The sequence below is a fragment of the Brevibacterium album DSM 18261 genome, assembly GCF_000426445.1.
In the GTDB taxonomy this organism is placed as follows: Bacteria; Actinomycetota; Actinomycetes; order Actinomycetales; family Brevibacteriaceae; genus Brevibacterium; species Brevibacterium album.
This window is the reverse complement of sequence record NZ_KE384526.1, coordinates 89,291-112,562: the sequence shown is the minus strand read 5'-3', so window position 1 is coordinate 112,562 and position 23,272 is coordinate 89,291. Positions and strand designations below refer to the sequence as shown.

22 protein-coding genes are annotated in these 23,272 nt (G+C 71.9%); 16 read left to right on the top strand and 6 right to left on the bottom strand.

Annotation, left to right across the window (positions count from 1 at the left end):
* Positions 1-71 precede the first annotated feature (71 nt).
* The 4 genes from dxr to K318_RS0113925 all read left to right on the top strand — a co-directional run bounded on the left by dxr (position 72) and on the right by K318_RS0113925 (position 4,955).
* Complete coding sequence (gene dxr / locus K318_RS0113940; protein WP_029089930.1) at positions 72-1,379, top strand: 1-deoxy-D-xylulose-5-phosphate reductoisomerase; 1,308 nt, start codon at positions 72-74, stop codon at positions 1,377-1,379.
* Positions 1,376-2,746 (top strand): M50 family metallopeptidase, encoded by a 1,371-nt coding sequence (locus K318_RS0113935; protein ID WP_029089929.1) that lies wholly within the window; start codon positions 1,376-1,378, stop codon positions 2,744-2,746. The genes dxr and K318_RS0113935 overlap by 4 nt, the downstream gene beginning before the upstream one ends.
* Positions 2,747-2,841: 95 nt before the next feature.
* Positions 2,842-3,990 carry a flavodoxin-dependent (E)-4-hydroxy-3-methylbut-2-enyl-diphosphate synthase gene (gene ispG, locus K318_RS0113930; RefSeq protein ID WP_029089928.1) on the top strand — a complete coding sequence of 383 codons (1,149 nt, stop codon included), beginning with the start codon at positions 2,842-2,844 and terminating at the stop codon, positions 3,988-3,990.
* Between the two features lie 56 nt (positions 3,991-4,046).
* A complete protein-coding gene (locus K318_RS0113925; protein WP_029089927.1) occupies positions 4,047-4,955 on the top strand; it encodes a GNAT family N-acetyltransferase in 909 nt (302 codons plus the stop codon).
* Positions 4,956-5,042: 87 nt separating this feature from the next.
* Here K318_RS0113925 and K318_RS22085 read toward each other — a convergent pair whose 3' ends face one another.
* Complete coding sequence (locus K318_RS22085) at positions 5,043-5,813, bottom strand: TetR/AcrR family transcriptional regulator C-terminal domain-containing protein (protein ID WP_051298043.1); 771 nt, start codon at positions 5,811-5,813, stop codon at positions 5,043-5,045.
* 91 nt (positions 5,814-5,904) lie between these two features.
* Between K318_RS22085 and K318_RS22080 the strand changes: the two genes are divergently transcribed.
* Positions 5,905-7,029, top strand: coding sequence for a GNAT family N-acetyltransferase (locus K318_RS22080; RefSeq protein WP_051298042.1), 1,125 nt, complete (start codon positions 5,905-5,907; stop codon positions 7,027-7,029).
* Positions 7,030-7,063: 34 nt separating this feature from the next.
* Here K318_RS22080 and K318_RS0113910 read toward each other — a convergent pair whose 3' ends face one another.
* Positions 7,064-7,456, bottom strand: coding sequence for an RNA-binding S4 domain-containing protein (locus K318_RS0113910; protein ID WP_029089925.1), 393 nt, complete (start codon positions 7,454-7,456; stop codon positions 7,064-7,066).
* 169 nt (positions 7,457-7,625) lie between these two features.
* Between K318_RS0113910 and K318_RS0113905 the strand changes: the two genes are divergently transcribed.
* The 3 genes from K318_RS0113905 to K318_RS0113895 all read left to right on the top strand — a co-directional run bounded on the left by K318_RS0113905 (position 7,626) and on the right by K318_RS0113895 (position 9,259).
* Positions 7,626-8,591 carry a cytochrome b/b6 domain-containing protein gene (locus K318_RS0113905; protein WP_029089924.1) on the top strand — a complete coding sequence of 322 codons (966 nt, stop codon included), beginning with the start codon at positions 7,626-7,628 and terminating at the stop codon, positions 8,589-8,591.
* A gap of 118 nt (positions 8,592-8,709) precedes the next feature.
* Positions 8,710-8,937: a hypothetical protein gene (locus tag K318_RS22075; RefSeq protein WP_051298041.1), complete on the top strand. Its 228-nt coding sequence runs from the start codon at positions 8,710-8,712 to the stop codon at positions 8,935-8,937.
* Entirely contained in the window at positions 8,930-9,259 is a 330-nt protein-coding gene (locus K318_RS0113895) for a type II toxin-antitoxin system PemK/MazF family toxin (RefSeq protein ID WP_035282106.1), read from the top strand. The genes K318_RS22075 and K318_RS0113895 overlap by 8 nt, the downstream gene beginning before the upstream one ends.
* Positions 9,260-9,331: 72 nt before the next feature.
* On the opposite strand, the gene K318_RS0113890 is transcribed toward K318_RS0113895, so the two are convergent.
* Positions 9,332-10,276 (bottom strand): beta/alpha barrel domain-containing protein, encoded by a 945-nt coding sequence (locus tag K318_RS0113890; RefSeq protein ID WP_211233340.1) that lies wholly within the window; start codon positions 10,274-10,276, stop codon positions 9,332-9,334.
* Complete coding sequence (locus tag K318_RS0113885) at positions 10,273-11,619, bottom strand: CaiB/BaiF CoA transferase family protein (RefSeq protein ID WP_051298040.1); 1,347 nt, start codon at positions 11,617-11,619, stop codon at positions 10,273-10,275. The genes K318_RS0113890 and K318_RS0113885 overlap by 4 nt, the downstream gene beginning before the upstream one ends.
* A gap of 175 nt (positions 11,620-11,794) precedes the next feature.
* Between K318_RS0113885 and K318_RS0113880 the strand changes: the two genes are divergently transcribed.
* Complete coding sequence (locus K318_RS0113880) at positions 11,795-13,630, top strand: proline--tRNA ligase (RefSeq protein WP_029089920.1); 1,836 nt, start codon at positions 11,795-11,797, stop codon at positions 13,628-13,630.
* On the top strand, positions 13,627-14,478 hold the full coding sequence (locus K318_RS0113875) for a TSUP family transporter (RefSeq protein WP_051298039.1): 852 nt from the start codon (positions 13,627-13,629) through the stop codon (positions 14,476-14,478). Before K318_RS0113880 ends, K318_RS0113875 begins: the two co-directional genes overlap by 4 nt.
* 37 nt (positions 14,479-14,515) lie before the next feature.
* Here K318_RS0113875 and K318_RS0113870 read toward each other — a convergent pair whose 3' ends face one another.
* Both K318_RS0113870 and K318_RS0113865 read right to left on the bottom strand, forming a co-directional pair.
* A complete protein-coding gene (locus tag K318_RS0113870; protein WP_029089918.1) occupies positions 14,516-15,535 on the bottom strand; it encodes an aminoglycoside phosphotransferase family protein in 1,020 nt (339 codons plus the stop codon).
* A complete protein-coding gene (locus tag K318_RS0113865) occupies positions 15,532-16,626 on the bottom strand; it encodes a hypothetical protein (RefSeq protein WP_029089917.1) in 1,095 nt (364 codons plus the stop codon). The genes K318_RS0113870 and K318_RS0113865 overlap by 4 nt, the downstream gene beginning before the upstream one ends.
* Positions 16,627-16,728: 102 nt before the next feature.
* Between K318_RS0113865 and K318_RS22070 the strand changes: the two genes are divergently transcribed.
* From K318_RS22070 to K318_RS25635, 6 genes are all read left to right on the top strand, one after another.
* On the top strand, positions 16,729-17,226 hold the full coding sequence (locus K318_RS22070; protein ID WP_051298038.1) for a ribosome maturation factor RimP: 498 nt from the start codon (positions 16,729-16,731) through the stop codon (positions 17,224-17,226).
* A gap of 146 nt (positions 17,227-17,372) precedes the next feature.
* On the top strand, positions 17,373-18,332 hold the full coding sequence (nusA, locus tag K318_RS0113855) for a transcription termination factor NusA (protein WP_029089916.1): 960 nt from the start codon (positions 17,373-17,375) through the stop codon (positions 18,330-18,332).
* 78 nt (positions 18,333-18,410) lie between these two features.
* Positions 18,411-18,698, top strand: coding sequence for a YlxR family protein (locus tag K318_RS0113850; protein WP_211233339.1), 288 nt, complete (start codon positions 18,411-18,413; stop codon positions 18,696-18,698).
* 142 nt (positions 18,699-18,840) lie between these two features.
* Positions 18,841-21,687 carry a translation initiation factor IF-2 gene (infB, locus tag K318_RS0113845; RefSeq protein ID WP_029089914.1) on the top strand — a complete coding sequence of 949 codons (2,847 nt, stop codon included), beginning with the start codon at positions 18,841-18,843 and terminating at the stop codon, positions 21,685-21,687.
* Positions 21,688-21,808: 121 nt separating this feature from the next.
* A complete protein-coding gene (gene rbfA, locus K318_RS22065; protein WP_035282100.1) occupies positions 21,809-22,273 on the top strand; it encodes a 30S ribosome-binding factor RbfA in 465 nt (154 codons plus the stop codon).
* A 93-nt stretch (positions 22,274-22,366) separates the two neighbouring features.
* The gene (locus K318_RS25635; protein ID WP_029089913.1) at positions 22,367-23,245 is read left to right on the top strand and encodes a VldE C-terminal domain-containing protein; all 879 of its coding nucleotides are present in this window, start codon (positions 22,367-22,369) and stop codon (positions 23,243-23,245) included.
* The last annotated feature ends 27 nt before the right edge of the window (positions 23,246-23,272 follow it).

The window sequence follows — 23,272 nt, the reverse complement described above, 5'->3', positions numbered from 1 at the left end:
CGCGTCGCCTCGGTCACGCCGCCCCCCTCCCATCACGGTTTCCCAAGGAACGGGTGAGAGGATCGGGCACTGTGACTGTACGAGTGATCAGTGTAATCGGTGCCACAGGCTCGGTCGGCACCCAGGCCCGCGATGTGGTCCGTCTCCACCGCGACCGCTTCCGCGTGGCAGGGCTCGCGGCCGGCAGCGATCTCGGGGAGCTGGCCGCACAGGCCATCGAGTTCGGGGCGGTGGCCGTGGGTCTGGCCCGCCCTCCCGCAGAGCTCACCGGTGCGGAGGCCGAGGCAGCCGTCCGCGCCGCACTCGCCTCCGCCTCCGCACGGCTGGGCCTGCCCGACCGCGTCGAGTCGATCCGGCTCGGGGAGACCGCGGCCGCGGAGATCGCCGCGCTCGAAGCCGATGTCGTCCTCAACGCGGTCACGGGTGCGGCCGGTCTCGACCCGACGCTCGCGGCGCTGGAGCAGGGCACGGACGTGGCGCTCGCGAACAAGGAGTCCCTCATCATCGGCGGGCCGGTCGTGCTGGAGGCCGCCGCGGACTCGGGTGCGGCCCTCATACCGGTCGACAGCGAGCACTCGGCGATCTGGCAGGCGCTGCGCGCCGGCCGGGCCGGTGAGGTCGCCAAGCTCGTGGTGACGGCCTCGGGCGGCCCGTTCCGCGGCTTCACCCGGGCGCAGCTGGAGTCCGTCACCCCGGAGCAGGCGCTGGCTCATCCCACCTGGGACATGGGGCGGGTCATCACGACGAATTCCGCGAGCCTCGTGAACAAGGGCCTCGAGGTGATCGAGGCGCACCTGCTGTTCGGCGTGCCGATCGAGGACATCGAGGTCGTCGTGCACCCGCAGAGCCAGGTCCACTCGATGGTGCAGTTCACGGACGGGTCGACGCTCGCCCAGGTCTCCCCGCCGGACATGCGGCTGCCCATCGCCTACGCGCTGGGGGCGGCGCTGGGCGGGGCAGAGGGCCCCGAGCGCCTCTCCTCGGGAGCGATGGCGAACGACTGGACGCGGGCTGCGCAGTGGACCTTCGAGCCCGTCGATCACGAGGCCTTCCCGGCCCTGGGTCTGGCGATCGCGGCCGGCGCGCGCGGCGGCACGCACCCCGCCGTCCTCAACGCCGCCAACGAGGTCCTCGTCGACTCCTTCCACGAGGGCCTCCTGCCCTTCACGGGGATCGCCGAGGGGATCGCGGCGGCTCTCGAGGAGCACGCACTCGCGGAGCACGCCCGCGAGGAGGCGGCCGGGGCGGTCCCGCTGACCCGGGAGACGGTGCTGGCCGCCGATGCCCGCGCCCGGGCCTTCGCCGGGGCCTGGGCGGCGGACCGGAGCGCCGCCGGAATCCGCGCGGAGACCCGCACCGGGGGAGCCGCACGCGCATGACGGTCCTGCTCTACGCGCTGGGGGTGCTGCTCTTCCTGGCGGGCATCTCGGCCTCGATCGCCCTGCACGAGCTCGGCCACCTCGTCCCCGCGAAGCGGTTCGGCGTGAAGGTGACGAAGTACATGGTGGGCTTCGGCCCCACGCTGTTCTCCCGTGTGCGCGGGGAGACGGAGTACGGGGTCAAGGCGCTGCCGCTGGGCGGGTTCATCAGCATGCCCGGCATGTACCCGCCGCCGGAGGCCCTGGACCGGGCTCCGCGCTCGCCGCGCTTCCTCGCCCGGACGGTCGCCGATGCCCGGGAGTTCTCCAACGAGGACCTCGCACCGGGAGAGGAGCACCGCAGCTTCTACGCGCTGAGCGTGCCCAAGCGGCTCGTCGTCATGTTCGGCGGGCCGTGCGTGAACCTCGTCCTCGGCATCGGCATCTTCGCGATCAGCCTCATGGGCATCGGGGCACCCGCGCCGACGACGACGGTGCAGACGGTGGTGGAATGCGCCGTGCCAGCCGAGACCGCCGCGGAGCGGCCCGAGGACGCCGGCTGTCTCGAATCGGATCCGCTGACCCCGGCGTGGGAGCTCGGCGTGCAGCCCGGTGACACCGTCGTCTCGGTGGACGGGGTGGCGACGGAGGACTGGGACACCCTCTCGGAGACGATCCGGGACCGTGCCGGGTCCACCGTGCCGGTGGTGCTCGAGCGCGGCGGCGAGCGGCTCACCCTCGACGTCCCCATCATGGAGACGGAGCGGCCCGTCGAGGACGCCGACGGCGAGCCCGTCCTCGGCGAGGACGGGGAGATCGTCACGGAGCCGGCGGGCTTCCTCGGCATCGGCCCCACACAGGAGTACGAGCGGCAGACCCCGGCGCAGTTCGCGGAGCGCACGGTGGAGGCCGTGGGGCTCACGTTCCGCGCCCTCGTCACCCTGCCGGCCAAGCTCGCCGAGGTGGCCGAGGTGGCCTTCTCCGATGCCGAGCGCCCCGAGGACAGCCCCGTGGGGCTCGTGGGCGTGGGCCGGATCGCCGGCGAGATCGTCTCCACCGACGAGGTCGAGACCGCCTCGGGCACCGTCGTCGACGTCGAGGTCGTCGACAAGGTGCAGTCGGGCCTCGGGCTGCTCGCCTCGCTCAACCTGTTCCTCTTCGCCTTCAACATGGTCCCGCTGCTGCCGCTGGACGGCGGGCACATCGCGGTGGCCATCTACGAGGGCGCGCGCAGACGGATCAGCAGGATCCGCGGGCGGGGCCCCACGGGGCCGTTCGACACCGCGAAGCTGCTCCCGCTCACCTATGCGGTCGTCGTGGCCTTCCTCGGGATGACGCTGCTGCTCCTCTATGTGGACATCGTGAAGCCCCTGCGACTTTACGGATAGGCGCACTCCGGCCGGGGAGTAGCATGGAGCGCAGTCCTCCCCACGCACGCGGACCTCAGGGGCCGCCGACTCGCACGACGAAGGGAACTCGATCAGTGACAGCCGTGAATCTGGGCATGCCCGCCGCGCCTCCGCCGGTCCTGGCGCCGAGGCGGAGGACCCGGCAGATCCGGGTGGGGAGCGTGGGCGTCGGCTCCGATCACCCCGTCTCCGTCCAGTCGATGACGACGACGAAGACGACGGACATCAACGGGACCCTGCAGCAGATCGCGGAGCTGACGGCGTCGGGCTGCGACATCGTGCGGGTGGCCTGCCCCTCGGCCGATGACGCCGAGGCGCTGCCGGCGATCGCGGCCAAGTCCCAGATCCCGGTCATCGCGGACATCCACTTCCAGCCCAAGTACGTGTACCGGGCGATCGAGGCCGGCTGCGCGGCGGTGCGCGTGAACCCGGGCAACATCCGCAAGTTCGACGACCAGGTGGGCCAGATCGCGAAGGAGGCCGCCGCCGCCGGAGTCTCCCTGCGCATCGGGGTCAACGCCGGCTCGCTCGACAAGCGCCTGCTGGAGAAGTACGGCAAGGCCACCCCGGAGGCGCTCGCGGAATCGGCGATGTGGGAGGCCTCGCTGTTCGAGGAGCACGACTTCTTCGACTTCAAGATCTCAGTCAAGCACCACGACCCCGTCATCATGGTGCGCGCCTATGAGATCCTCGCGGAGAAGGGCGACTGGCCCCTGCACCTGGGCGTGACGGAGGCCGGTCCGGCCTTCCAGGGCACGATCAAGTCCGCGACGGCCTTCGGCGCCCTGCTGAGCGAGGGGATCGGGGACACGATCCGCGTCTCGCTGTCCGCGCCGCCCGTCGAGGAGGTCAAGGTGGGCAACCAGATCCTCGAATCGCTCAACCTGCGCCCGCGGAAGCTGGAGATCGTCTCCTGCCCCTCGTGCGGGCGCGCGCAGGTCGACGTCTACACCCTCGCGGAGAAGGTCACCGCCGGGCTCGAGGGGCTCGAGGTGCCGCTGCGCGTGGCGGTCATGGGCTGCGTCGTCAACGGCCCCGGCGAGGCGCGCGAGGCGGATCTGGGCGTGGCCAGCGGCAACGGCAAGGGCCAGATCTTCGTCAAGGGCGAGGTCATCAAGACGGTCCCCGAGTCGCTCATCGTCGAGACCCTCATCGAGGAGGCCATGCGGATCGCGGAGGAGAACGGCCTGCCCAGCGGCGAGGCCGATGTCGTCGTCGGCTGAGGCCGCAGGCAGTATCCTCGGCTGAGGTCGGGCAGCACGCGCGGACGGAGGACCGGATGACCGAGGCGGTGGCTCCCGGGCGGACCGGGCTGCGGCTCGCGCCCCTGCGGCGGACGCACACCGACTGGCTGGGTCGGCTGCTGCTCACCGCGCCCGCCCACCACGCGTATCTGCTCACGCTCCTCCACACCAACGGCAGTGCGGACGTGCAGACGGCCGCGGGCACCCTCTACGGCGTGTTCTCCGGGCGCACGCCCGTCGCCGCCTACTGGGTGGGCGGCTCCGTGATCGCGGCCGGGGCCACCCCGGAGACGAATGCGGAGATGGCGGGCCTGCTCAATGCCAGAGGGCGGTGGAGCACCTCGCTCATCGGCGAGGCCGGCTGGGTGCTGGACCTCTCCTCGCGGCTGCGCTGGGGGCCGCCCAGGGGCGTGCGCCCGGACCAGCCGCTCCTCGTCTGCGAGGGGCAGCCGCGGGTGCCCGCGCACGCCCGGCTGCGGACCGCGCGGGCCGCCGACCTCGAGGCGGTGTTCGCGGCCGCGGTGGAGATGTTCACGGAGGAGGTGGGCTTCTCCCCGGTGGAGCAGGGATCCGCGGGCTACATGGCCCGGGTGCGCAGCCTCGTGGAGAACCGTTCGACCCTCGTCGTCACGGCGCGTGAGGGACCGGACGGCGGCCCGATCCGGGACTGGCCGGCGCGCGGCCGCAGCGAGCAGGTGGTGTTCAAAGCGGACCTCGGGGTGCGCTCGCCCTATGCCGTGCAGGTCCAGGGTGTGTGGACGCACCCGGACTTCCGCGGCCGCGGGATCGCGAGCGAGGGGATGGTCGCGGTGTCCGCGCACGCGCTGCACCATGTGGCCCCCGTCGTCAGCCTGTACGCGAACGACTTCAACGCCCCTGCGCTGCGCGTGTACGAGAAGGCCGGCTATGTGCAGCGCGGCACCTTCGCCACCGTGATGTACTGACCCGCCGATTCGCCGAGTGAGCGGTTCCTGTAGGTTTCACTCTCGATTTCCGACAGGAAGTGCTCACTCGGCGGGTTGGAGGGCTGTTCAGCCCGCAGCGGTGAGACCGGCGAGGAGGGCTGTGAGCCCCGCCGAGGCGATGGTCTCGGGATCGGCGGCAGGCGCGGGATCAGAACCGCCGCCTGTGCCGTCGTCACCGGAGCCGTCGCCGCGTCCCGGGCCGGCACCCCGGCCGGTGTGGAGCCGGGCATAGGCGGGTGCGATGTCGGGATCGACCGCGGAGCTCATCTCCGCCGGTGCCATGCCCGCCGTCGTCGCGCTGCCGATGACGAAGTTCGAGAGCGCATAGGCGGTGCCCAGCGGGTCGGCGGTGCCGCTGCGGGCCAGCAGGACGATCATGCGCTCGGACAGCCGCAGGTACTCCGGCCCGCGCGGCGGACGTGCGGCGATGACCTGACAGGCCCAGGGGTGCCTGCGCAGGTGCCGGAAATACGCGAGGAGCAGCCGGTGCAGCTCCGCGTGTGAGTGCGCGGACGAGGTGCCTGCCGCAGTCTCACCGGAGCCCGGCGAGTCCGGGAGCGGCTCTCCGGCCGCGGTGCCCTCGTCGCTCGCCAGGGTCCGGTGCACCTCCGTATCCTGTCCCAGCGCGTGGTCGAGCGCGAGATCGGCGAGGTCGTCGGCGGAGTCGATGCGCGAGTACAGGCTCGCGGCCGCCACCCCGAGTTCGCGGGCCACGGCTCGCACCGTGAGGGCGGGCAGGCCGCCTGCGTCCAGCAGCGCCGCCGAGGCCGCTGCGATGTCGGCCGGATCCAGTGCGCGCTTCCTCCGCACCGGCCGCCGATGCTCCCAGTAGCTCATGCGGGTGCCTCCCTGTCCGGTGCATCCGGTTCTGTGCGCGGTTCCGCCTCCGGCCTTGCGCCAATAAAACTCACACTGTTAGTTTAACCGCATGCTCGATGCCTCGCTGCTGCCCCTCGACGACGCCCGCGTGCGGCTCCGGCCGCTCCTGCCCGAGGACGCGGCGGACTATGCGGCCGGCGCGGCGGACCCGGCGGTGCGGGAGTTCGCACATCTGCCCGAGCCGGAGTACACCGAGGCGAGCGTGCGGGCGATGATCGCGGGCACTGCCGCAGGCGGGCTCGCCGCCGGCGACCTCGCCGTGCTCGCCATCGCGGATGCGGCCACGGATGCCTTCGCCGGCAGCCTCGTGCTCTTCGACGTGTGCGCCGGTGAGGACGGTGCGCCAGAGGCCGAGGTCGGCTTCTGGCTGCACCCCGCCCACCGCGGCAGCGGACGGGCGCGGGCGGCGCTCGACCTCGCTGCGCGCTGGGCCGGCTCCTGCGGTCTGCATCGGCTGCGAGCGCGCACGGCCGAGGGCAATGCGGCCTCGCGGCGCGTCCTCGCGGGCGCGGGCTTCGCTGAGACAGGGAGCGCGGAGGGGACGGCTCCCTCGGGGGAGACGGTCGCGCTCATCCACGCGGTCCGACCGGTCTACCCTGCCGTGCGCCTGCCCCTGCGGACCGAGCGCCTCACCCTGCGCCTGCACCGCGAGGGGGACGAGGACTGGCTGCACCGGATATACGGGAGGGCGGACGTGGCCCGCTTCCTCCTCGAGGGACCATGGACGGCTGAGGAGGCCGCCGCTCGCCTCGCCGAGCGCCGTACGCGAACGGGGCTCGAGGGGGATGCGGGCGCGCTCGCCCTCGTGGTCGAGCATGCCGGCACCCCGGTGGGGGACGTGGCGCTGTGGCTCACCGACCGTCAGCGGCGGGTCGCGGAGATCGGCTGGGTGCTCGATCCCGAACGGGGCGGGAGGGGCTATGCCGCCGAGGCCGTCTCGGCGGTCCTGCGACTTGCCCTCGCCGATCCGAGGGCCGGCGGCCTCGGGCTGCACCGGGTCGCGGCGCAGATGGACGCCCGCAACACGGCCTCGGCGCGCCTGGCCGAGCGGGCAGGCATGACGCGGGAGGCGCACCTGCGCAGCGACTGGTGGAGCAAGGGGGAGTGGACCGACACCGTGGTCTTCGGCGCGCTGCCGGGCGACCCCGGCCTCGGTGCAGTGCCGCGAGGATGAGGCGCAGGATCGCGGGAGCGAGCGGAGACGTCGCTCAGTGCGAGTCGCGGCCGCGGAGGCGGTCGAGCTCCCGCCGGTCCTTCTTCGTGGGACGACCGGCCCCCTTCTCGCGCCGGGGCACGGGCGCGCGGAGGGCGGGATCCGGAGGGGGAGTGAGGTCCTCGTAGCACTGCTGCGCGATGGGCGCCGCCGCACGTGTGGGCAGCATCGCGCGCACCTTGAGGATGCGCTCGCCCCCGGGCGTGCGGACCCGGACCGTCTGGCCGATCACGAGCTTCTGCGCCGGTTTCACCCGCTGGCCGTCGATGTGCACGTGCCCTCCCTTGCATGCGGTCGTCGCGGCGGAGCGGGCGCGGAACATGCGCACGGACCACAGCCACACATCGGTGCGCATCGAGGACTCGGGGGAGAAGTCTGGCTCGGGCATGGGGCGATGCTACCGGAGGCGCCTGCGGCCCGGTCGGGGGCGGAGCGGGGCTCGGGCACGTGAGCCACTTAACGCCCGTTCGACGGCAGGCGCTACACTCTTCAGGAAACGCACATCGAACACATCCCGGCGCGGTCCTGATCCGTGCCGCACGAGAGGGAAGGCGCGCGTGAACACGTCCTCCAAGAACAAGAAGAAGGCCGCGGGCGGCTTCGACCTCCAGCCCTTCGTCAAGCCCGCGATCATCGCCGGGATCAGCATCGTCGTGCTCGCGATCCTCGTGGGGGTCGCGATGTGGCTGCGGAGCATCCCCGCCGTCGAGGCCTTCGTCGAGAGGTACCCGGGGCAGGACCCTGCCAATGAGGTGGAGTCCGGCCTGCCCGCATGGCTGGGCTGGCAGCACTTCCTCAACGCCTTCTTCATGCTGCTCATCATCCGCACCGGCATCCTCGTGCGGATCACGCAGCGCCCCAAGGGGCACTGGACCCGCAACAACAAGGGCCTCATCAAGACGAAGCGCCCGCCCGAGAAGATCACGATGAACCTGTGGATCCACTACGTCTTCGACGCGCTGTGGGTGCTCAACGGCATCGTCTTCTACATCCTGCTGTTCTCCACGGACCAGTGGAAGCGGATCGTGCCGCTGAGCTGGGACGTCTTCCCCCATGCGATCTCCTCGGCGCTCCAGTACGCCTCCCTGAACTGGCCCGCGGAGATGGGCTGGACGAACTACAACGCACTGCAGCTGCTCGCGTACTTCACCGTCGTGTTCATCGCGGCGCCGCTCTCGCTGCTCACCGGCCTGCGGATGTCGAACGTGTGGCCGGCGGACCCCGAGTCCAGGCTCAACAAGATCTACCCCGCCCCGCTGGCCCGCGCCGTCCACTTCCCCACGATGGTCTTCTTCCTGGGGTTCATCGTCATCCACGTGTTCCTCGTGTTCATCGGCTCCGTGGTGGGCGGACACGGATGGCTCGGCAACCTCCAGCACATGTACGCGGCCTCCGACGATGCGCCGTGGCTCGCCTTCATCCTGTTCGCGGCCTCCATCGTGGTGATGGTGGCGGCATGGTTCCTCGCCCGCCCGGTGTTCCTCACCCCGTTGGCGAACATGTTCGGCAAGGTCAGCCGCTGAGGCGCTGAGCACGGGCCCTGCCGCACGGGTCCGAAGCCGGCAGGAGAGCCCCGTCCGCGCGCGCGGACGGGGCTCTGTTGCGCTCCCGTGCGCCTGCCCTCTCCGGTATACATGGAGTATGACTGCGACGACGATCAAGGTCCCGCGTGAGCTGCGGGACAGGCTGAAGGAGCAGGCCGCGGCGGAGAGCAGGACTCTCGGTCAGCACCTCGCGCATCTTGCGGGCCTGGCCGACCGGGAGCGGCGATTCGCGGAACTCGAGCGCGCCACGGCAGCGACGAGCGCCGAGGACATGGCCTCGTACCGCGCAGAGACCGCCTGGTGGGATCGGGCTGCCGGTGGGTGAGTTCAGATCGGGGGACGTGCTCTGGGCCAGTCTGGATGCACCGGTCGGCCGGGAACAGACGGGCCGCAGGCCCGCGGTCGTCATCGCGGGCTCGGAGTATCTTCGGCTGGTCGACACGCTCGCGGTGATCGTGCCGCTCACCTCGGTGGACCGCGGGTGGCCCAACCACATTCCGGTTCCGGGCCTGCCCGGGCCATCCTGGGCGATGACCGAGCAGCTGCGGGTCGTCTCGCGCGAGAGGCTGCACGGGCACCTGGGGCACGCAGACGCCGCCACGCTGCGGCGGATCAGGAACTGGGTGGGCGACTTCCTCGGGCTGTAGGCGCTCCGGCGGTGCCTCACCGCCGGGGGAGACGACGCCGGCCGGGGGGGGAATGGGCCCGGCGGCACAGTCTCAGGGCACCACCCAGTCGAAGGCCTCGGCCTTCGAGCGCGCCCCCTGCGCGGCCTTCGAAGTGCTCGCCTCGCCCAGCTCCGCCGTGATCCGCTCGCCCAGCTCCACGATCCGCGCGAAGGCCTCCGGGGTGAGCCAGTCCGGTTTGAGCGCGAACAGGATGTCCTCGCTCGAGGTGTTGCCCGAGGCCCCGGGTGCGAACGGGCAGCCGCCCAGACCGCCCAGCGCGCCGTCCACCGCGACTGCTCCGGCCTGCGCCGCAGCGAGCGTGTTCGCCACCCCCATGCCCCAGGTGTCGTGGCCGTGGAAGACGATTCCGTGTCCCGGTGCCGCTTGGTCCGCGGCCGCGACGAGCGCGCCCACCTGTGCGGGATCAGCCTGCCCCAGGGTGTCCGCCACGACGATCTCTGAGCAGCGCTGCGCCCGCGGGTCCGCGATGAGCGCCAGCGTCCGCGCGGGATCGACCTGCCCTGTGAAGGGGCAGGTGAAGGAGGTGGCGAGGCACAGCTGGAGCTCGGCGCCGGCCTCGGCGGCGATGTCGAGGGCCCGGGGGAGGGCGGCCATGGACTCCTCCGCGCTCCTGCCCACATTGGCCCTGTTGTGGGCGTCGGATACGGAGAGGCAGTACTGCATGCGGGTGACGCCTGCCGCCACTGCCCTCTCGACATTGCGGGGAGTGGCGACCCAGATCCATGAGCGCTCGAGCTCCGCGGGACCGAGCGCGGCCACCACCTCGAGCGTGTTCGCCATGGGCGGGACGAGGTCCGGCCGTGCCATCGAGCCGATCTCCAGCTGCGGCACGCCCGCGGCGAGCAGTGCGCGGATCACCTCGACCTTGGTCTCGGAGGCGAGGACGCCGCCTGTGAGCTGGAGCCCGTCGCGCAGGGTGACGTCGCGGAGCTTCACATCGCTGAGCTTCACATCGCGGAGCTGGGACGTGGTCATCGGGTCTCCTCCCGGATGCGGCTGATCGCCTCTGCGTCGAGCCCTGCGCCGGCGAGCACGTCCTCGGTGTCCGCGCCCAGGTCCGGTCCGAGGCTGCGGATGGGCAGGCTCGCACCGCCGAGGACGGGGGTGATGCCGGGGAAGGCGATGTCGCGGAGGATCGCGGATCCGTCATCGCCGGCGTGGTCGGTCACAGCGACGTCGCGCCGCTGGATCATGTCGCGGGCCAGCAGCTGCTCATCGGCCACGAGGTCCTCGGCGGTGTGGATGGGACCGGCAGGCACCCCCGCGGCGTCGAGGGCGGAGAGCACCTCCTCGACGGTGCGTGCGCCCGTCCACGCGCCGATGGCGGCATCGAGCTCGTCGCGGGCCGCCCAGCGCCCCGCGTTCGTCTGCAGGTCCTCCCGCTCGCCGAGGTCGGAACGGCCGATCACCGCCATGTAGCGGGAGAAGATGCCGTCGCCGTTGCCTGCGATCACGACGGACCGGCCGTCCGCGCACAGGTAGGCGTTGGTGGGGGCGATGCCCTCCATGCGGCCGCCCGTGCGCTGCCGGAGCACACCGGTGGCGGAGTAGTCGGGGACGAGTGATTCGAGCACGGAGAACATCGCCTCGTGCAGGGCGACGTCGACGGTGCGCTCGGCCAGCGGGGGAGCGGGGGAGACCGCGGCCGAGGCGGTCCCACCGGCTTCGGTCGCAGCTGAGGCAGCTGTGGGAGAGATCTCCGCCCGCCGCCGCTCGCGCTCGAACAGCATCATGCACGCGCCGAATGCGGCCTGCATCCCGGCGATGGAATCGCCGATGCTCACGCCCACGCGCACGGGCGCCCGGTCCGGATCGCCCACGAGATCGCGGAAGCCGGAGTGGGCCTCGGCGACGGCGGCGAACCCGGGGCGCGCCGACAGCGGCCCCGTCTGCCCGAAGGCGGAGACCCGCACCAGGACGAGCTCCGGATTCGCCTCCTCGAGCACCTCGGGTCCCAGCCCCCATTTCTCCAGGGTGCCGGGGCGGAAGTTCTCGAGGACCACATCGGAGGTGCGGACGAGTGCGAGCACGGCCTCGCGGCCGGCCTCCGAGCGTAGGTCGAGCACGACAGACCTCTTGTGGCGGTTGATCGTGCGGTACAGCAGCGAGGTCGTGCCGGTGTGCAGCTTCCAGTTCCGCAGCTCGTCGCCGGTCCGGGGCCGCTCGACCTTGACGACCTCGGCGCCGAAGTCCGCGAGCATGCGCCCGGCGGTGGGCGCGGCGATGTAGTTGCCGAGCTCGAGGACCCGCACGCCTGCGAGCGGGAGGAAGGGCCCCTCCCCGGTGGCGGGTGCGGCTGTGAGCGGATCGGTGTCCACGGTGTCTCCTCGGGGGCGGAACGCTGTTCGCACCATCCTGGTCAGGCGGGTTGCGGACCGCAATGCGGGTCCGCATGGCAGACGCTCCGGCACAGCGGCCGAGGCGCCTAAGCCGGTGATACAGTTTCAGCGAGTTTCACGCTCTCCCATCCCCTGTGTCGAAGAGGAGTCCTCCGTGCCCCTGCGCATGTCCACACTGTTCGTGCGAACGCTCAAGGAAGACCCGGTCGACGCGGAGGTCGCGAGCCACCGGCTGCTGCACCGCGGCGGCTACATCCGCCGCTCCGCGCCGGGCATCTTCGCGTGGCTGCCGCTGGGGCTCAAGGTCCTCGGCCGCATCGAGGCGGTCGTGCGGCAGGAGATGGAGCGAGCGGGCAGCCAGGAGGTCCACTTCCCCTCGCTGCTGCCGGCCGAGCCCTACCGGAAGTCGGGCCGCTGGGCGGCGTACGGCGAGGGCATCTTCCGCCTGCAGGATCGCAAGGAGGCGGACTACCTGCTCGCCCCCACGCACGAGGAGGTCTTCACCTTGCTGGTGAAGGACCTGTACTCCTCGTACAAGGAGCTCCCGCTCTCGATCTACCAGATCCAGACCAAGTACCGGGACGAGGCCCGTCCGCGGGCCGGCCTGCTCCGGGGCCGCGAGTTCATCATGAAGGACGCCTACTCCTTCGACCTCACGGATGAGGGTCTCGATGCCTCCTACCAGGCGATGCGCGAGGCCTACACGCGCATCTACGACCGGCTGCGCCTGCCCTATGTCATCGTCGAGGCGACCCCCGGGGCGATGGGCGGCTCCGGGACAGAGGAGTTCCTCTACCCCTCGGAGGTGGGCGAGGACACCTATGTGCGAACGGCCGGCGGCTATGCGGCCAACGTCGAGGCGGTCACGACGGTCGTGCCGGAGGCGCTCGACCACGCGGATGCGCCCGCCGCGCACGTCGAGCCGACCCCGGACACCCCCACGATCGAGACCCTCGTCGCGGCCTCCAACGAGCTGCAGCCCCGTGCGGACCGCGAGTGGACGGCCGCGGACACGCTCAAGAACGTCGTCGTGGCGGTCACCCAGGCCACCGGCGAGCGCGAGATCGTCGTCATCGGCCTGCCCGGCGACCGCGAGGTCGACCTCGGCCGGGCCGAGGCCACGGGAGTGCTCGGCGAGGGTGAGATCCAGGTCGAGCCCGCGACGGATGCCGACCTCGCCGCCCTGCCCCAGCTGGTCAAGGGCTACATCGGTCCCGGCAACTCCCTCGACGCGCCGTTCCTGGGCCTCGAGGGCGCCTCGGGCCTCCGCTACCTCGTGGATCCCCGCATCGTCGAGGGCACTCGCTGGGTCACGGGCGCCAACCAGCACGGCCACCACGTCTACGACCTCGTCTTCGGCCGCGACTTCACCGCCGACGGCACCATCGAGGCTTCCGAGGTGCGCCCCGGCGATCCGGCTCCCGACGGCTCCGGCGAGCTCGAACTCGCCCGCGGCGTGGAGATCGGCCAGGTCTTCAAGCTCGGCACCCGGTACGCGGAGGCCCTCGGGCTCACGGTGCTCGACGAGAACGGCAAGGCGCGCACCGTGACGATGGGCTCCTACGGGGTCGGGGTCACCCGCGTCATGGCCTGCATCGCCGAGGAGCACCACGACGACCGCGGTCTCGTCTGGCCCCAGCCGCTGGCGCCCGCCGATGTCCACATCGTCGCGACGGGCAAGGACGCGGCCGTCTTCGAGACCGCGGAGGCTCTCACCGCCGAGCTCGAGGCCGAGGGCGTCCGCGTGCTCCTCGACGACCGGCCGAAGACGAGCCCCGGAGTGAAGTTCGGCGACGCCGAGCTCCTCGGCATCCCCACCGTGCTCGTCGTGGGCCGCGGACTGGCCTCCGGCACGGTCGAGCTGAGGGACCGCACGGACGGCTCGAGCACCGAGGTGCCCGTGGACGGGGCCGTGGCAGCCGTCATCGGCCATGTGGACGCCGGCTACGCCGCCGCCGGCAGCGCGCGCACGGACTTCCAGCTCGCATGAGCGGGTCCGCCGCCGGGCCGCTCCTGGCGGCGGGGGAGGCGCTCACCGGCTCGGGTGAAGGAGGGGTCGAGGTGACCCTCGGCCTCGTCCTCCTCCTGCTCGCGGCGGGCCTCGTCGCAGGCTGGCTCGACGCGGTCGTGGGCGGAGGCGGCATCATCCAGCTGCCGGCGCTGCTGCTCGTGCCGGGCATCACTCCGGTGCAGGCGCTCGCGACGAACAAGGTCGGGTCGATCGCCGGCACGACGGTCTCGGCGGCGACATATCTGCGCCGGGTGAGTCCCGACAAGTCCGCGGCGCTGCCCGCCGCGGGTCTCGCGCTGGTGGGCGCCGTCCTCGGGGCCATGCTCGCGACCGTGGTGCCGGAGGCCGTGTTCCGCCCCGTCATCCTCGTCGTGATCGTGGGGGTCGCGCTCTTCACGCTCCTCAAGCCCTCGCTGGGCGCCGAGGCGATGCTGCGCTATCCGCCGGACTCGAAACGGCACCATGCCACCGCCTGGGCGCTGGGCTTCTGCGTGGGCGTCTACGACGGGGTGCTGGGGCCGGGCACCGGCTCGTTCCTCGTCATCGGCTTCGTCGCTCTGCTCGGCTTCAGCTTCCTCCAGGCCTCGGCCTCGGGCAAGGTCGTCAACTGGGCGACGAACCTGGGAGCGCTGCTGTTCTTCGTCCCCGCCGGGCACGTCGTCTGGCCGCTGGGACTCGCGGTGGCGGCAGGCAACATCGCCGGCGGCTGGCTGGGAGCGCGCACCGCGATCCGGCTCGGCAGCGGCTTCGTCCGCATCGTGTTCATCGTCGTCGCGAGCCTGCTCGTGCTCACGCTGGGCTGGGACCTGCTCGCCTCCGTGCTCTGAGCCGGAGGGTCCGCCGCCCGCTCGGCCCATCGCTCGCTCAGCCCAGCGGCTTGAGCTGGTGCGCGCTCACGCCCTGTACGCTCACCTGCGACAGCGCGCGGGCCACCCAGAGCGAGCGCCGCGCATCGCCGTAGGCCCTCTGGCTCCCGGCCCGGGCCGTGCGGAGGTACCAGAAGAGGTTCTCCACCTCGCGCGCGACCGCCGCACCCACGCCCAGCGCGACGTCCACGCCCGCCTGCCGGCACACCTCCGCGGCGAAGGCGTGCAGCCAGGCCGCCTGCGCCTGCGGACGGGTCTCGGGGAGCTCGGCGAGGCGGTTCCACAGGAGCGGGGCGACCATGTACTCGGCCGGTCCCGTGAGCGGCTGCGGATCGATCGCCTTCCAGGTCGCGGGCCCGCCGGGCTCGGGGAAGCCGGCGAGGATGTTGTAGTAGTGCAGATCCGCGTGCAGCAGCCACGAGTCCTCGTGGCGGGCGAGCTTCTCGATCCACATCCGCGCGGCGTTCACGAGCGACCAGTCGGCCTGTGTGAAATCGGGGAAGTCGCGCAGCAGCTCGGTGTCGGCGGCGAAGCGGTCGAACCAGCCCGCGGCGATGTCCTGGACGCGCACGAGCCCGTCGATCCCGGGCACCCGCAGGGCGCGTGCGAGCTGGCCCCAGACCGGCGGCACCTCGTCGAGGGCGAGTGCGGAGAGGTTCATGTCCGTGCGCAGGCGCTCCTGCAGCGTGGCCCGGAAGCTGGGGTCGTCGGCGATCACCTGGACGGCCCCGTGTCCGTTCCACCGACGCAGCGCCTCGAGGATCTGCACGTGCACCCCCGGGTTGTCCGTGTTGGGTGCGGCGAAGCGGATGACCGCGGGCCGGCCCTCCGCGCTGCGGACCGGCAGCACGAGGGATTCGCAGCCGGCCCAAGGGCTTCCGGGCTGCGGGTCGGAGGTGAGCGACCAGCGGTCCAGCAGCTCGATGAGCATGAAGTCGAGGGCACGGGTCCAGGCGTGGGCGTGGTGCCTGCCGATGACCTCGCTCGCCGTCTCGTAGAGGACGCCGGGGACCTTCACTCCTGCTCCTCCCTGTGCCGCAGCCCCGTTCCCGCACCGCGCAGATCCTGCGGCCCCCCGGCTCTCTCCCGCGCCGCGGCGGTGTCCGTGAGCCAGTGCAGCAGGGCGGCGGGCGGGAGCTGCGCGCGTGCGGTCAGCAGCGCCGCGGCGATGCCGTCCTCGGCCTTCTGCAGCACGAGGAGGGCGGAATCGTGGTCATGCGGCCGGGTGCCCAGCTCCCAGGCGGCCCTGTCCGCGGGCGGGGACAGCGGGAGCATGAGGATGCCGGCCTGGGCCGCGAGCGAGGCCGCGGAGGCGATCCGCGCAGCCGCACCGGCCCTGGCCGGCGAGTCCGTCCCGAGATGGACCGCGGCGCGCTCATAGGCGTACTCGGCCTGGCGCGCGGCCGTGACGAGCCCGGCGAGGACGCCCGCGGGGGAGTCCTCCCCGGTGCTCTCGCCGGCGCGGTCCTCCTCGTCCTCGGCCGCGGACCGTCCGGAATCCAGGGAGCGCAGGACCTCCGCCGCGGCGTCCTCGATCTCGGCCGTGAGCGCGGCGGCAGCGGCGGCATCGCCGCGGCGCACGTGGAGGAGGGCGCCCGCGGCGACATCGGCGAGGACCGCGAGCGCGTCGGCGTCGCGGGCGGCCGCCCGGCGCTCGCGGTCGCCGTCGGCGGAGGCCTCGGCCGCGGCACCGGAAGGGAGATCGGGGAGAGTGCGCGCGATGAGTCCGACGGCCTCGGCCAGCGCCTCGAGCGGAGCCAGGGGAGACGGGTCCGGGTTGGGCGCCGGCGCCGGTGTGCGCAGGTCTCCCGGCGGGTTCCAGGGCGGGCCCACGGCCGCGGCGAAGGCCTCGAGGCCTGTGCGCACGGCAGGTTCCGAGGCGGGTTCGGCGGCGGCGAGGGTGCGGGCGACGGCATCGCGCAGCACATCGGCGGCGCTGAGCGCGGGCAGCCGGGGGTCGCGGTCGAGGCGGAGGCCGCATCCGCTCGTTCCCGCGACGAGGAGCGCGGTGGCTGCGAGCAGGCCGGATGCGAGGACGGCACGGCGCGTGGGGGAGGCCTCTGTGCGCATCGCGGCGGCCGCCGCTCCTGCGGTCGGATCCGCTGACACTGGTGATCCGGGACGGCAGGGCGCGTGCATGGGGACAATCGTAGCCGCAGGTCGATAGGATTCCCGGCAGGCCCGCCACCCCACACCGAGGACGCCCCACGCATGTCACACGAGGCAGATGCCATCCGCGAGAAGATCACCGCACCGCTGCGCGAGCTCGGGCTGACGGCGGAGGAGGTGCGCGCGCACGCGGCCGGGAGGCACCGGAAGGTCACGGTCACGGTGGACCTCGACTCCGATGCCCCGGACCCCGTGTCGTTCGACCACATCGAGCAGGCCACCCGCCTGGTGAGCGAGCTGCTCGACGAGCTGGTCCTGTGGCGCGAGCAGCCCTACACCCTCGAGGTGACCTCCCCGGGGGCCGAGCGCGAGCTCACGACGCTGCGGCACTTCCGGCGTGCGCTCGGCCGCCGCGTGCGCGTCGCGGCGGAGCCGGACGGGGGCCGTCCCGCGGAGTGCGAGGGGATCCTCACCGCGGTCCGCGAGGCCCCCTCGGCTGAGGAGCCCGGAGCGGAGCTCGAGGTGGAGGTCGCGGGCGAACCCGTGCGGATACTGTTCGCGGCGGTGAGCCGGGCGCAGGTCGTCGTCTCCTTCCGCTGAGGCCCCGGCGGCCCGGGAGGAATGCGCCGGTCAGCTCGCATATAGTGGTCTCCCTGAAGGTGCCTGCGCTCGCGCGAGCGGCCGGGTGCCGTGAGACCCACCACCGGCCGCTCGAACGAGCGGCCACGCTACGAGGACGGGATGAGATGGACATCGACCTGAGCGCTCTCCGCATGATCGAGACGGACAAGGAGATCCCCTTCGACACCCTGGTGGGGCTCATCGAGCAGGCGCTGCTGCTCGCGTACCAGCGCACGCCCGGCGCCTGGCAGGACGCGCGCGCGGAGATCGACACGAAGTCCGGCACCGCGACGATCTGGGCGGTCGAGTTCGACAACGACGACAACCCGATCGGAGAGTTCGACGACACCCCGGAGGACTTCGGCCGCATCGCGGCGATGACCGCGCGCAATGTCATCCACCAGCGGCTGCGCGATGTCTCCGACGAGGGCGTGATCGGCTCCTTCCGCGAGCGTGAGGGCGAGATCGTCTCCGGGATCGTCCAGCAGGGGCGCGATCCGCAGATGGTGCAGGTCCTCGTGGGCGACATCGAGGCCGTCCTGCCGCCCCACGAACAGGTGCCGGGAGAGACGTACGAGCACGGTTCGCGGATCCGCGCCCTCGTCACGGACGTGCGCAGGGGGCAGAAGGGACCGGCCATCACCCTCTCGCGCACGCACCCCAATTTCGTGCGCAGGCTCTTCGCCCACGAGTCCCCCGAGATCGCCGACGGCACGGTGGAGATCTCCGCACTGGCGCGCGAGGCCGGGCACCGGACGAAGATGGCGGTGCGCTCCATGCGCGCCGGGGTGAACGCGAAGGGCGCGTGCATCGGCGAGCTGGGCTCGCGCGTGCGCTCGGTCATGTCCGAGCTCGGACCGGAGAAGATCGACATCGTCGACTACTCGGAGGACCCCCGCGCCTTCATCACCCAGGCGCTTTCGCCGGCCAAGGTGCTCGCCGTGGAGGTGCTCGACGAGGCCGCACGCTCCGCCAGGGCCACGGTGCCCGGCGACCAGCTCTCCCTGGCGATCGGCAAGGAGGGGCAGAACGCCCGCCTGGCCGCCAAGCTCACGGGCTGGAAGATCGACATCACCGCCGGCTGAGCAGCGCGGCCGCGGCCTGTCGCGCACGCCACATCACCCCCGAGGCGGGCCCCGGGGGCGGTGCTGTAGACTGTCCGGGTGTCGTCGGCAGTGCAGAGTCCCACGGGGCTCCCCAGTACGGAGCCCATCCGGATGTGCATCGCCTGCCGTGAACGGGCACCCCAGTCGCAGCTCCTGCGGCTCGCCGTGCTCACCGCGGACGAACCCCGAATCGTCGTCGACGCCTCCCGCAGGCTCCCCGGAAGGGGAGCCTGGATCCATGATTCGGCCGCGTGCTGGAAGAGGGCGCGCGCGAAGAAGGCCTTCTCCGTCGCACTGCGCAGCCCGGGGCTTCCCGCCCCTGCGCACGACGGCGAGGACACGTGACCACAGGAAGCAGGTATCCCGAATGGACACCGAATAGTGAGTGTCGCGAGATGACGTCGAGAAACGGTCGTGAGCAGTGAGATGAGTACTGCGCGACCCTGATGCGGTCCTTCCTGTCCGGAAGGACCCGGACAGGAGAGAAGTGGCTAAGCCCCGTGTCCATGAGCTCGCGAAGGAGCTCGGCACATCGAGCAAGGAACTGCTCAGCAAACTCCAGGAGATGGGCGAATACGTCCGCTCCGCTTCATCCACGGTCGAGGCGCCCATCGTGCGCCGCCTGAAGGAGGCCTACGGCTCCAAGGGCGGTGACGGCGGTGGCGGTGCGCCCAAGCCCGGCGGTGCCAAGCCCGGTGCTCCCCGGCCCGCGCCCAAGCCCGGCTCCGTGCCGAAGCCGGGTGCGAAGACCGCGCCCAAGCCCGGTGCCAAGCCTGCTCCCAAGCAGTCGGCCCGTCCTGGTGCCCAGGCATCGGCGGCCGGCTCCCCGGAGGCTCCGGCTCCCGAGGCGCAGCGGTCCGCGGCCTCCGATTCCGGAGGTTCGAAGCCGGCGGCCCCCAAGCCCGCGGCCGAGGCCCCCAAGGGCGGCGCGAACCGTCCGGGGAACAACCCGTTCGCGTCCTCGCAGGGGATGCCGAAGCCCGGTGCGAAGCCCGGCCCCAAGCCCGGACCGCGTGCGCCCCGCAGCAGCGGCGGCGGACGTCCGGGGAACAACCCGTTCGCGCCCTCGCAGGGGATGCCGAAGCCCGGTGCGAAGCCCGCCCCCAAGCCGGGCGGCGGTGCTCCCAAGCCGGGCGCGGCCGCTCCGCGTCCGGGCGGCCCGAAGCCCGGTGCCGCCGGCCCGCGTCCGGGTGCGCCGCGACCCGGTGCTCCCCGTCCGGGTGCGCCGCGGCCCAACCCCGGCATGCTCAAGAACTCCGCGCTGGCGAAGCCCGGCCCCGGCGGCCGCGGTCGTCCCGGCGGCGGAGCGCCCGGTGCCCAGGGCGGGCCCGGAGCGCCCGGCGGTGCACCGGCCGGTCGCGGGCGCCCCGGCGGCGGCGGTCGCGGATCTGGTCGCGGTCGCGGGAACACGCAGGGCGCCTTCGGGCGCGGCGGCGGACGCCCGGCTCGCGGACGGAAGTCGAAGCGGGCCAAGCGCGCCGAGTTCGAGCAGATGCAGACCCCATCGGTGGGAGGCGTCTCCGTCCCCCGCGGTGACGGCTCCACGCCGCTGCGTCTGCGCCGCGGCGCATCGCTCGCGGACTTCGCGGAGAAGATCAACACCGATCCGACCAATCTCGTGACCATCCTCTTCCACCTGGGTGAGATGGCGACGATCACGCAGTCGCTCGACGAGGGCACCTTCCAGGTGCTCGGCGAGGAGCTCGGCTACCAGATCGAGATCGTCTCGCCGGAGGACGAGGACCGCGAGCTGCTCGAGAGCTTCGACATCGACCTGGACGTGGAGGAGGACGAGGAGAACCTCGCCCCCCGCCCGCCGGTCGTCACCGTCATGGGCCATGTGGACCACGGCAAGACGAAGCTGCTCGACGCGATCCGCTCGGCCAATGTGGCCGGACGCGAGTCCGGCGGCATCACCCAGCACATCGGCGCCTACCAGACGTCGGTGCAGCACGAGGACCAGGAGCGTGCGATCACGTTCCTCGACACCCCGGGTCACGAGGCGTTCACCGCCATGCGTGCCCGCGGTGCGAAGTCGACGGACGTCGCGATCCTCGTGGTCGCCGCGGACGACGGTGTGATGCCGCAGACCATCGAGGCGCTCAACCACGCCCAGGCGGCGGAGGTCCCGATCGTGGTCGCGGTCAACAAGGTGGACAAGGAGGGTGCGAACCCCCAGAAGGTCATGCAGCAGCTGACCGAGTACAACCTGGTGGCCGAGGAGTACGGCGGCGAGACGATGTTCGTCCCGATCTCCGCGCTCAAGCGCGAGGGCATCGACGATCTCCTCGAGGCCGTGCTGCTCACCACTGATGCGGCTCTGGTCCTGCAGGCGAACCCGGACAAGGACGCGCGCGGCATCGCGATCGAGGCCAAGCTGGACAAGGGCCGCGGTGCGGTCGCGACCGTCCTGGTCGAGTCCGGCACGCTCCGGCAGGGCGATGCGATCGTGTGCGGCACCGCGCACGGCCGCGTCCGTGCGATGTTCGACGAGAACGGCGAGCAGCTGTCCGAGGCGGGCCCGTCCCGTCCCGTCCAGGTGCTGGGTCTGTCCTCGGTGCCCCGCGCCGGCGACTCCTTCCTGGTCACCTCGGACGACCGCACGGCCCGCCAGATCGCGGAGAAGCGCGATGCGGCCGAGCGTGCGGCACAGCAGGCCCGCGGCCGCAAGCGCATCAGCCTCGAGGACTTCACGAAGGCCCTCGAGGAGGGCAAGGTCGACATGCTCAACCTCATCCTCAAGGGCGATGTGTCCGGTGCGGTCGAGGCGCTCGAGGACTCGCTGCTCAAGATCGACGTGGGCGACGAGGTCGACCTCCGGATCATCCACCGCGGTGTGGGTGCCATCACGGAGAACGACATCAACCTCGCGACGGTCGACAATGCGATCGTCATCGGCTTCAACGTGCGGCCCGAGGCCAAGGCGAGGGATCTCGCCGCGGACGAGGGCGTGGACGTCCGGTACTACTCGGTCATCTACGACGCGATCGAGGACATCGAGAACTCGCTCAAGGGCATGCTCAAGCCCGAGTTCGAAGAGGTCCACGTGGGCAGCGCGGAGGTCCGCCAGGTCTTCCGCTCGTCCAAGTGGGGCAATATCGCCGGTTCGCTGGTCAGGGACGGCCTCATCAAGAGGAACGCCTCGGCTCGCGTCACCCGCGAGGGCGTCGTGATCGGGGACAGGCTCACGATCGAGTCGCTGCGGCGTGAGAAGGACGATGTCACCGAGGTCCGCGAGGGCTTCGAGTGCGGCATCGGCCTCGGCAGCTACAACGACATTCGTGAGGGTGACCTCATCGAGACCTTCGAGATGAGGGAGAAGCCCCGCGCGTGATGCGCTGAGGGCAGGAGCATCCCGAGGGCGGGTCCACGCACCGTGGGCCCGCCCTCGTGGGGTCCGCTCCGGCGGAGGTCTGCAAGACTGACGTCAACGAACGACCAACCAGGAGAACGCCATGGCCGACGCCACCCGTGCACGCAAGATCGCCGACCGCATCAGGGTCATCGTGGCGCAGACCCTCGAGCAGCGCGTGAAGGATCCCCGTCTGGGCTTCATCACCGTGACCGAGGTCCGCGTCACCGGCGATCTGCAGAACGCAACCGTCTTCTACACCGTCTTCGGCTCGGATGCGGATCTGGAGGGCACGCGAGCGGCGCTCGAGTCCTCCAAGGGCCTCATCCGCTCCGAGGTCGGCAAGGGCCTGCGGATCAGGCTCACGCCCACGCTCGAGTTCGTGGCCGATTCCGTGCCGGCGGCCGCGGCTGAGCTCGATGAGCTGCTGCGGCAGGCGCAGGCGCGCGATGCCGAGGTGGCGGAGCTCGCCCGCGGTGCGGTCCCCGCCGGTGACGCGGACCCCTACCGCACCCCGCCCACCAGCGGTTCCGCTGCGGATGACGAGGATCACCCCGCGGATCGCTGAGGTCGGCCACCGCAGGAGTTGTCATCGGGCGTTCCGTCTGTACACTTGATCAAGGTAACGGAACGATCACAACCCTGTTAAGGAACGGTCGATTTGGGCAAGCACTCGGATTCCAGGCAGTCATGGGCGGGCACCGCACGCGACTTCGCATCCGCCGTCGTCACGTGGAAGCGCAAGCCGCAGGGGCGCTACAGCTCCGGGCGTGACGGCGAGCAGCTGACTGCCACCGGTGTGCTGAGCACCGTGCGCAGGCGGCCGATGGTCGCCGCGATCGCGCTGCCGGCCGCAGCGACGGCGGGCATCGTCGCCTCCACCCTGGCGATGGGCCCTGACACCGCGGGAACGGTGACGGCCGAGGCCGCTCAGACCTCGAGCGCCTCGCCGGAGGCGGAGGAGACGACGGCCTCGGCCGAAGAGCTCGAGGCCCAGCAGGAGAAGGAGTACGAGGAGTACGTCTCCTCGCTGAAGGAGGACGAGCGCTACCAGGCCGAGGGCGGCTCCAGCATGGAGAAGGTCCCCGAGCCCAAGCCCTCCGTCTCGGGCCCCGCCCGCTCGCAGGCGGCCTCGGGTGAGGGCGGAGCCGACTCGGATTCCGGGTCCGGAGGCGGCGGCGTGTCGAATGCGCCGTGCTCCGTGTCCTCGTCGATCGAGTCCGGTCTCACCGCCAACGGGGTCGCGGCGTACCGTGCCGTGTGCGCGAACTTCTCCGAGGTGAGCTCCTACGGCGGCCGCCGCAACGATCCCGGTTCGGACCACAACAGCGGCCGGGCCGTCGACATCATGATCACGGGCTCGACGGGCGACCAGATCCGCGACTTCCTCATCGCGCACAAGGACGAGCTCAACGTCGACTACGTCATCTGGGAGCAGAAGATCTACGCCTCCTACACCGGCTGGTCCGGCCGCGCGATGGAGGACCGCGGCTCGGTGACCGCGAACCACTACGATCACGTGCACGTCTCGGTGAAGTGACGATCCTGGGTGCCGCACCGCTAGGCT

What these genes read in the sequence shown, in the direction of transcription:
- K318_RS22085 (WP_051298043.1), bottom strand. Translation starts at nt 5,813, where the DNA reads ATGAGCTACTGGGAGCATCGGCGGCCGGTGCGGAGGAAGCGCGCACTG.
- K318_RS0113875 (WP_051298039.1), top strand. Translation starts at nt 13,627, where the DNA reads ATGAGCGGGTCCGCCGCCGGGCCGCTCCTGGCGGCGGGGGAGGCGCTC.
- K318_RS22075 (WP_051298041.1), top strand. Translation starts at nt 8,710, where the DNA reads ATGACTGCGACGACGATCAAGGTCCCGCGTGAGCTGCGGGACAGGCTG.
- K318_RS0113935 (WP_029089929.1), top strand. Translation starts at nt 1,376, where the DNA reads ATGACGGTCCTGCTCTACGCGCTGGGGGTGCTGCTCTTCCTGGCGGGC.
- K318_RS0113910 (WP_029089925.1), bottom strand. Translation starts at nt 7,456, where the DNA reads ATGCCCGAGCCAGACTTCTCCCCCGAGTCCTCGATGCGCACCGATGTG.
- K318_RS22070 (WP_051298038.1), top strand. Translation starts at nt 16,729, where the DNA reads ATGTCACACGAGGCAGATGCCATCCGCGAGAAGATCACCGCACCGCTG.
- K318_RS0113925 (WP_029089927.1), top strand. Translation starts at nt 4,047, where the DNA reads ATGACCGAGGCGGTGGCTCCCGGGCGGACCGGGCTGCGGCTCGCGCCC.
- rbfA (WP_035282100.1), top strand. Translation starts at nt 21,809, where the DNA reads ATGGCCGACGCCACCCGTGCACGCAAGATCGCCGACCGCATCAGGGTC.
- K318_RS0113890 (WP_211233340.1), bottom strand. Translation starts at nt 10,276, where the DNA reads ATGACCACGTCCCAGCTCCGCGATGTGAAGCTCAGCGATGTGAAGCTC.
- K318_RS22080 (WP_051298042.1), top strand. Translation starts at nt 5,905, where the DNA reads ATGCTCGATGCCTCGCTGCTGCCCCTCGACGACGCCCGCGTGCGGCTC.
- nusA (WP_029089916.1), top strand. Translation starts at nt 17,373, where the DNA reads ATGGACATCGACCTGAGCGCTCTCCGCATGATCGAGACGGACAAGGAG.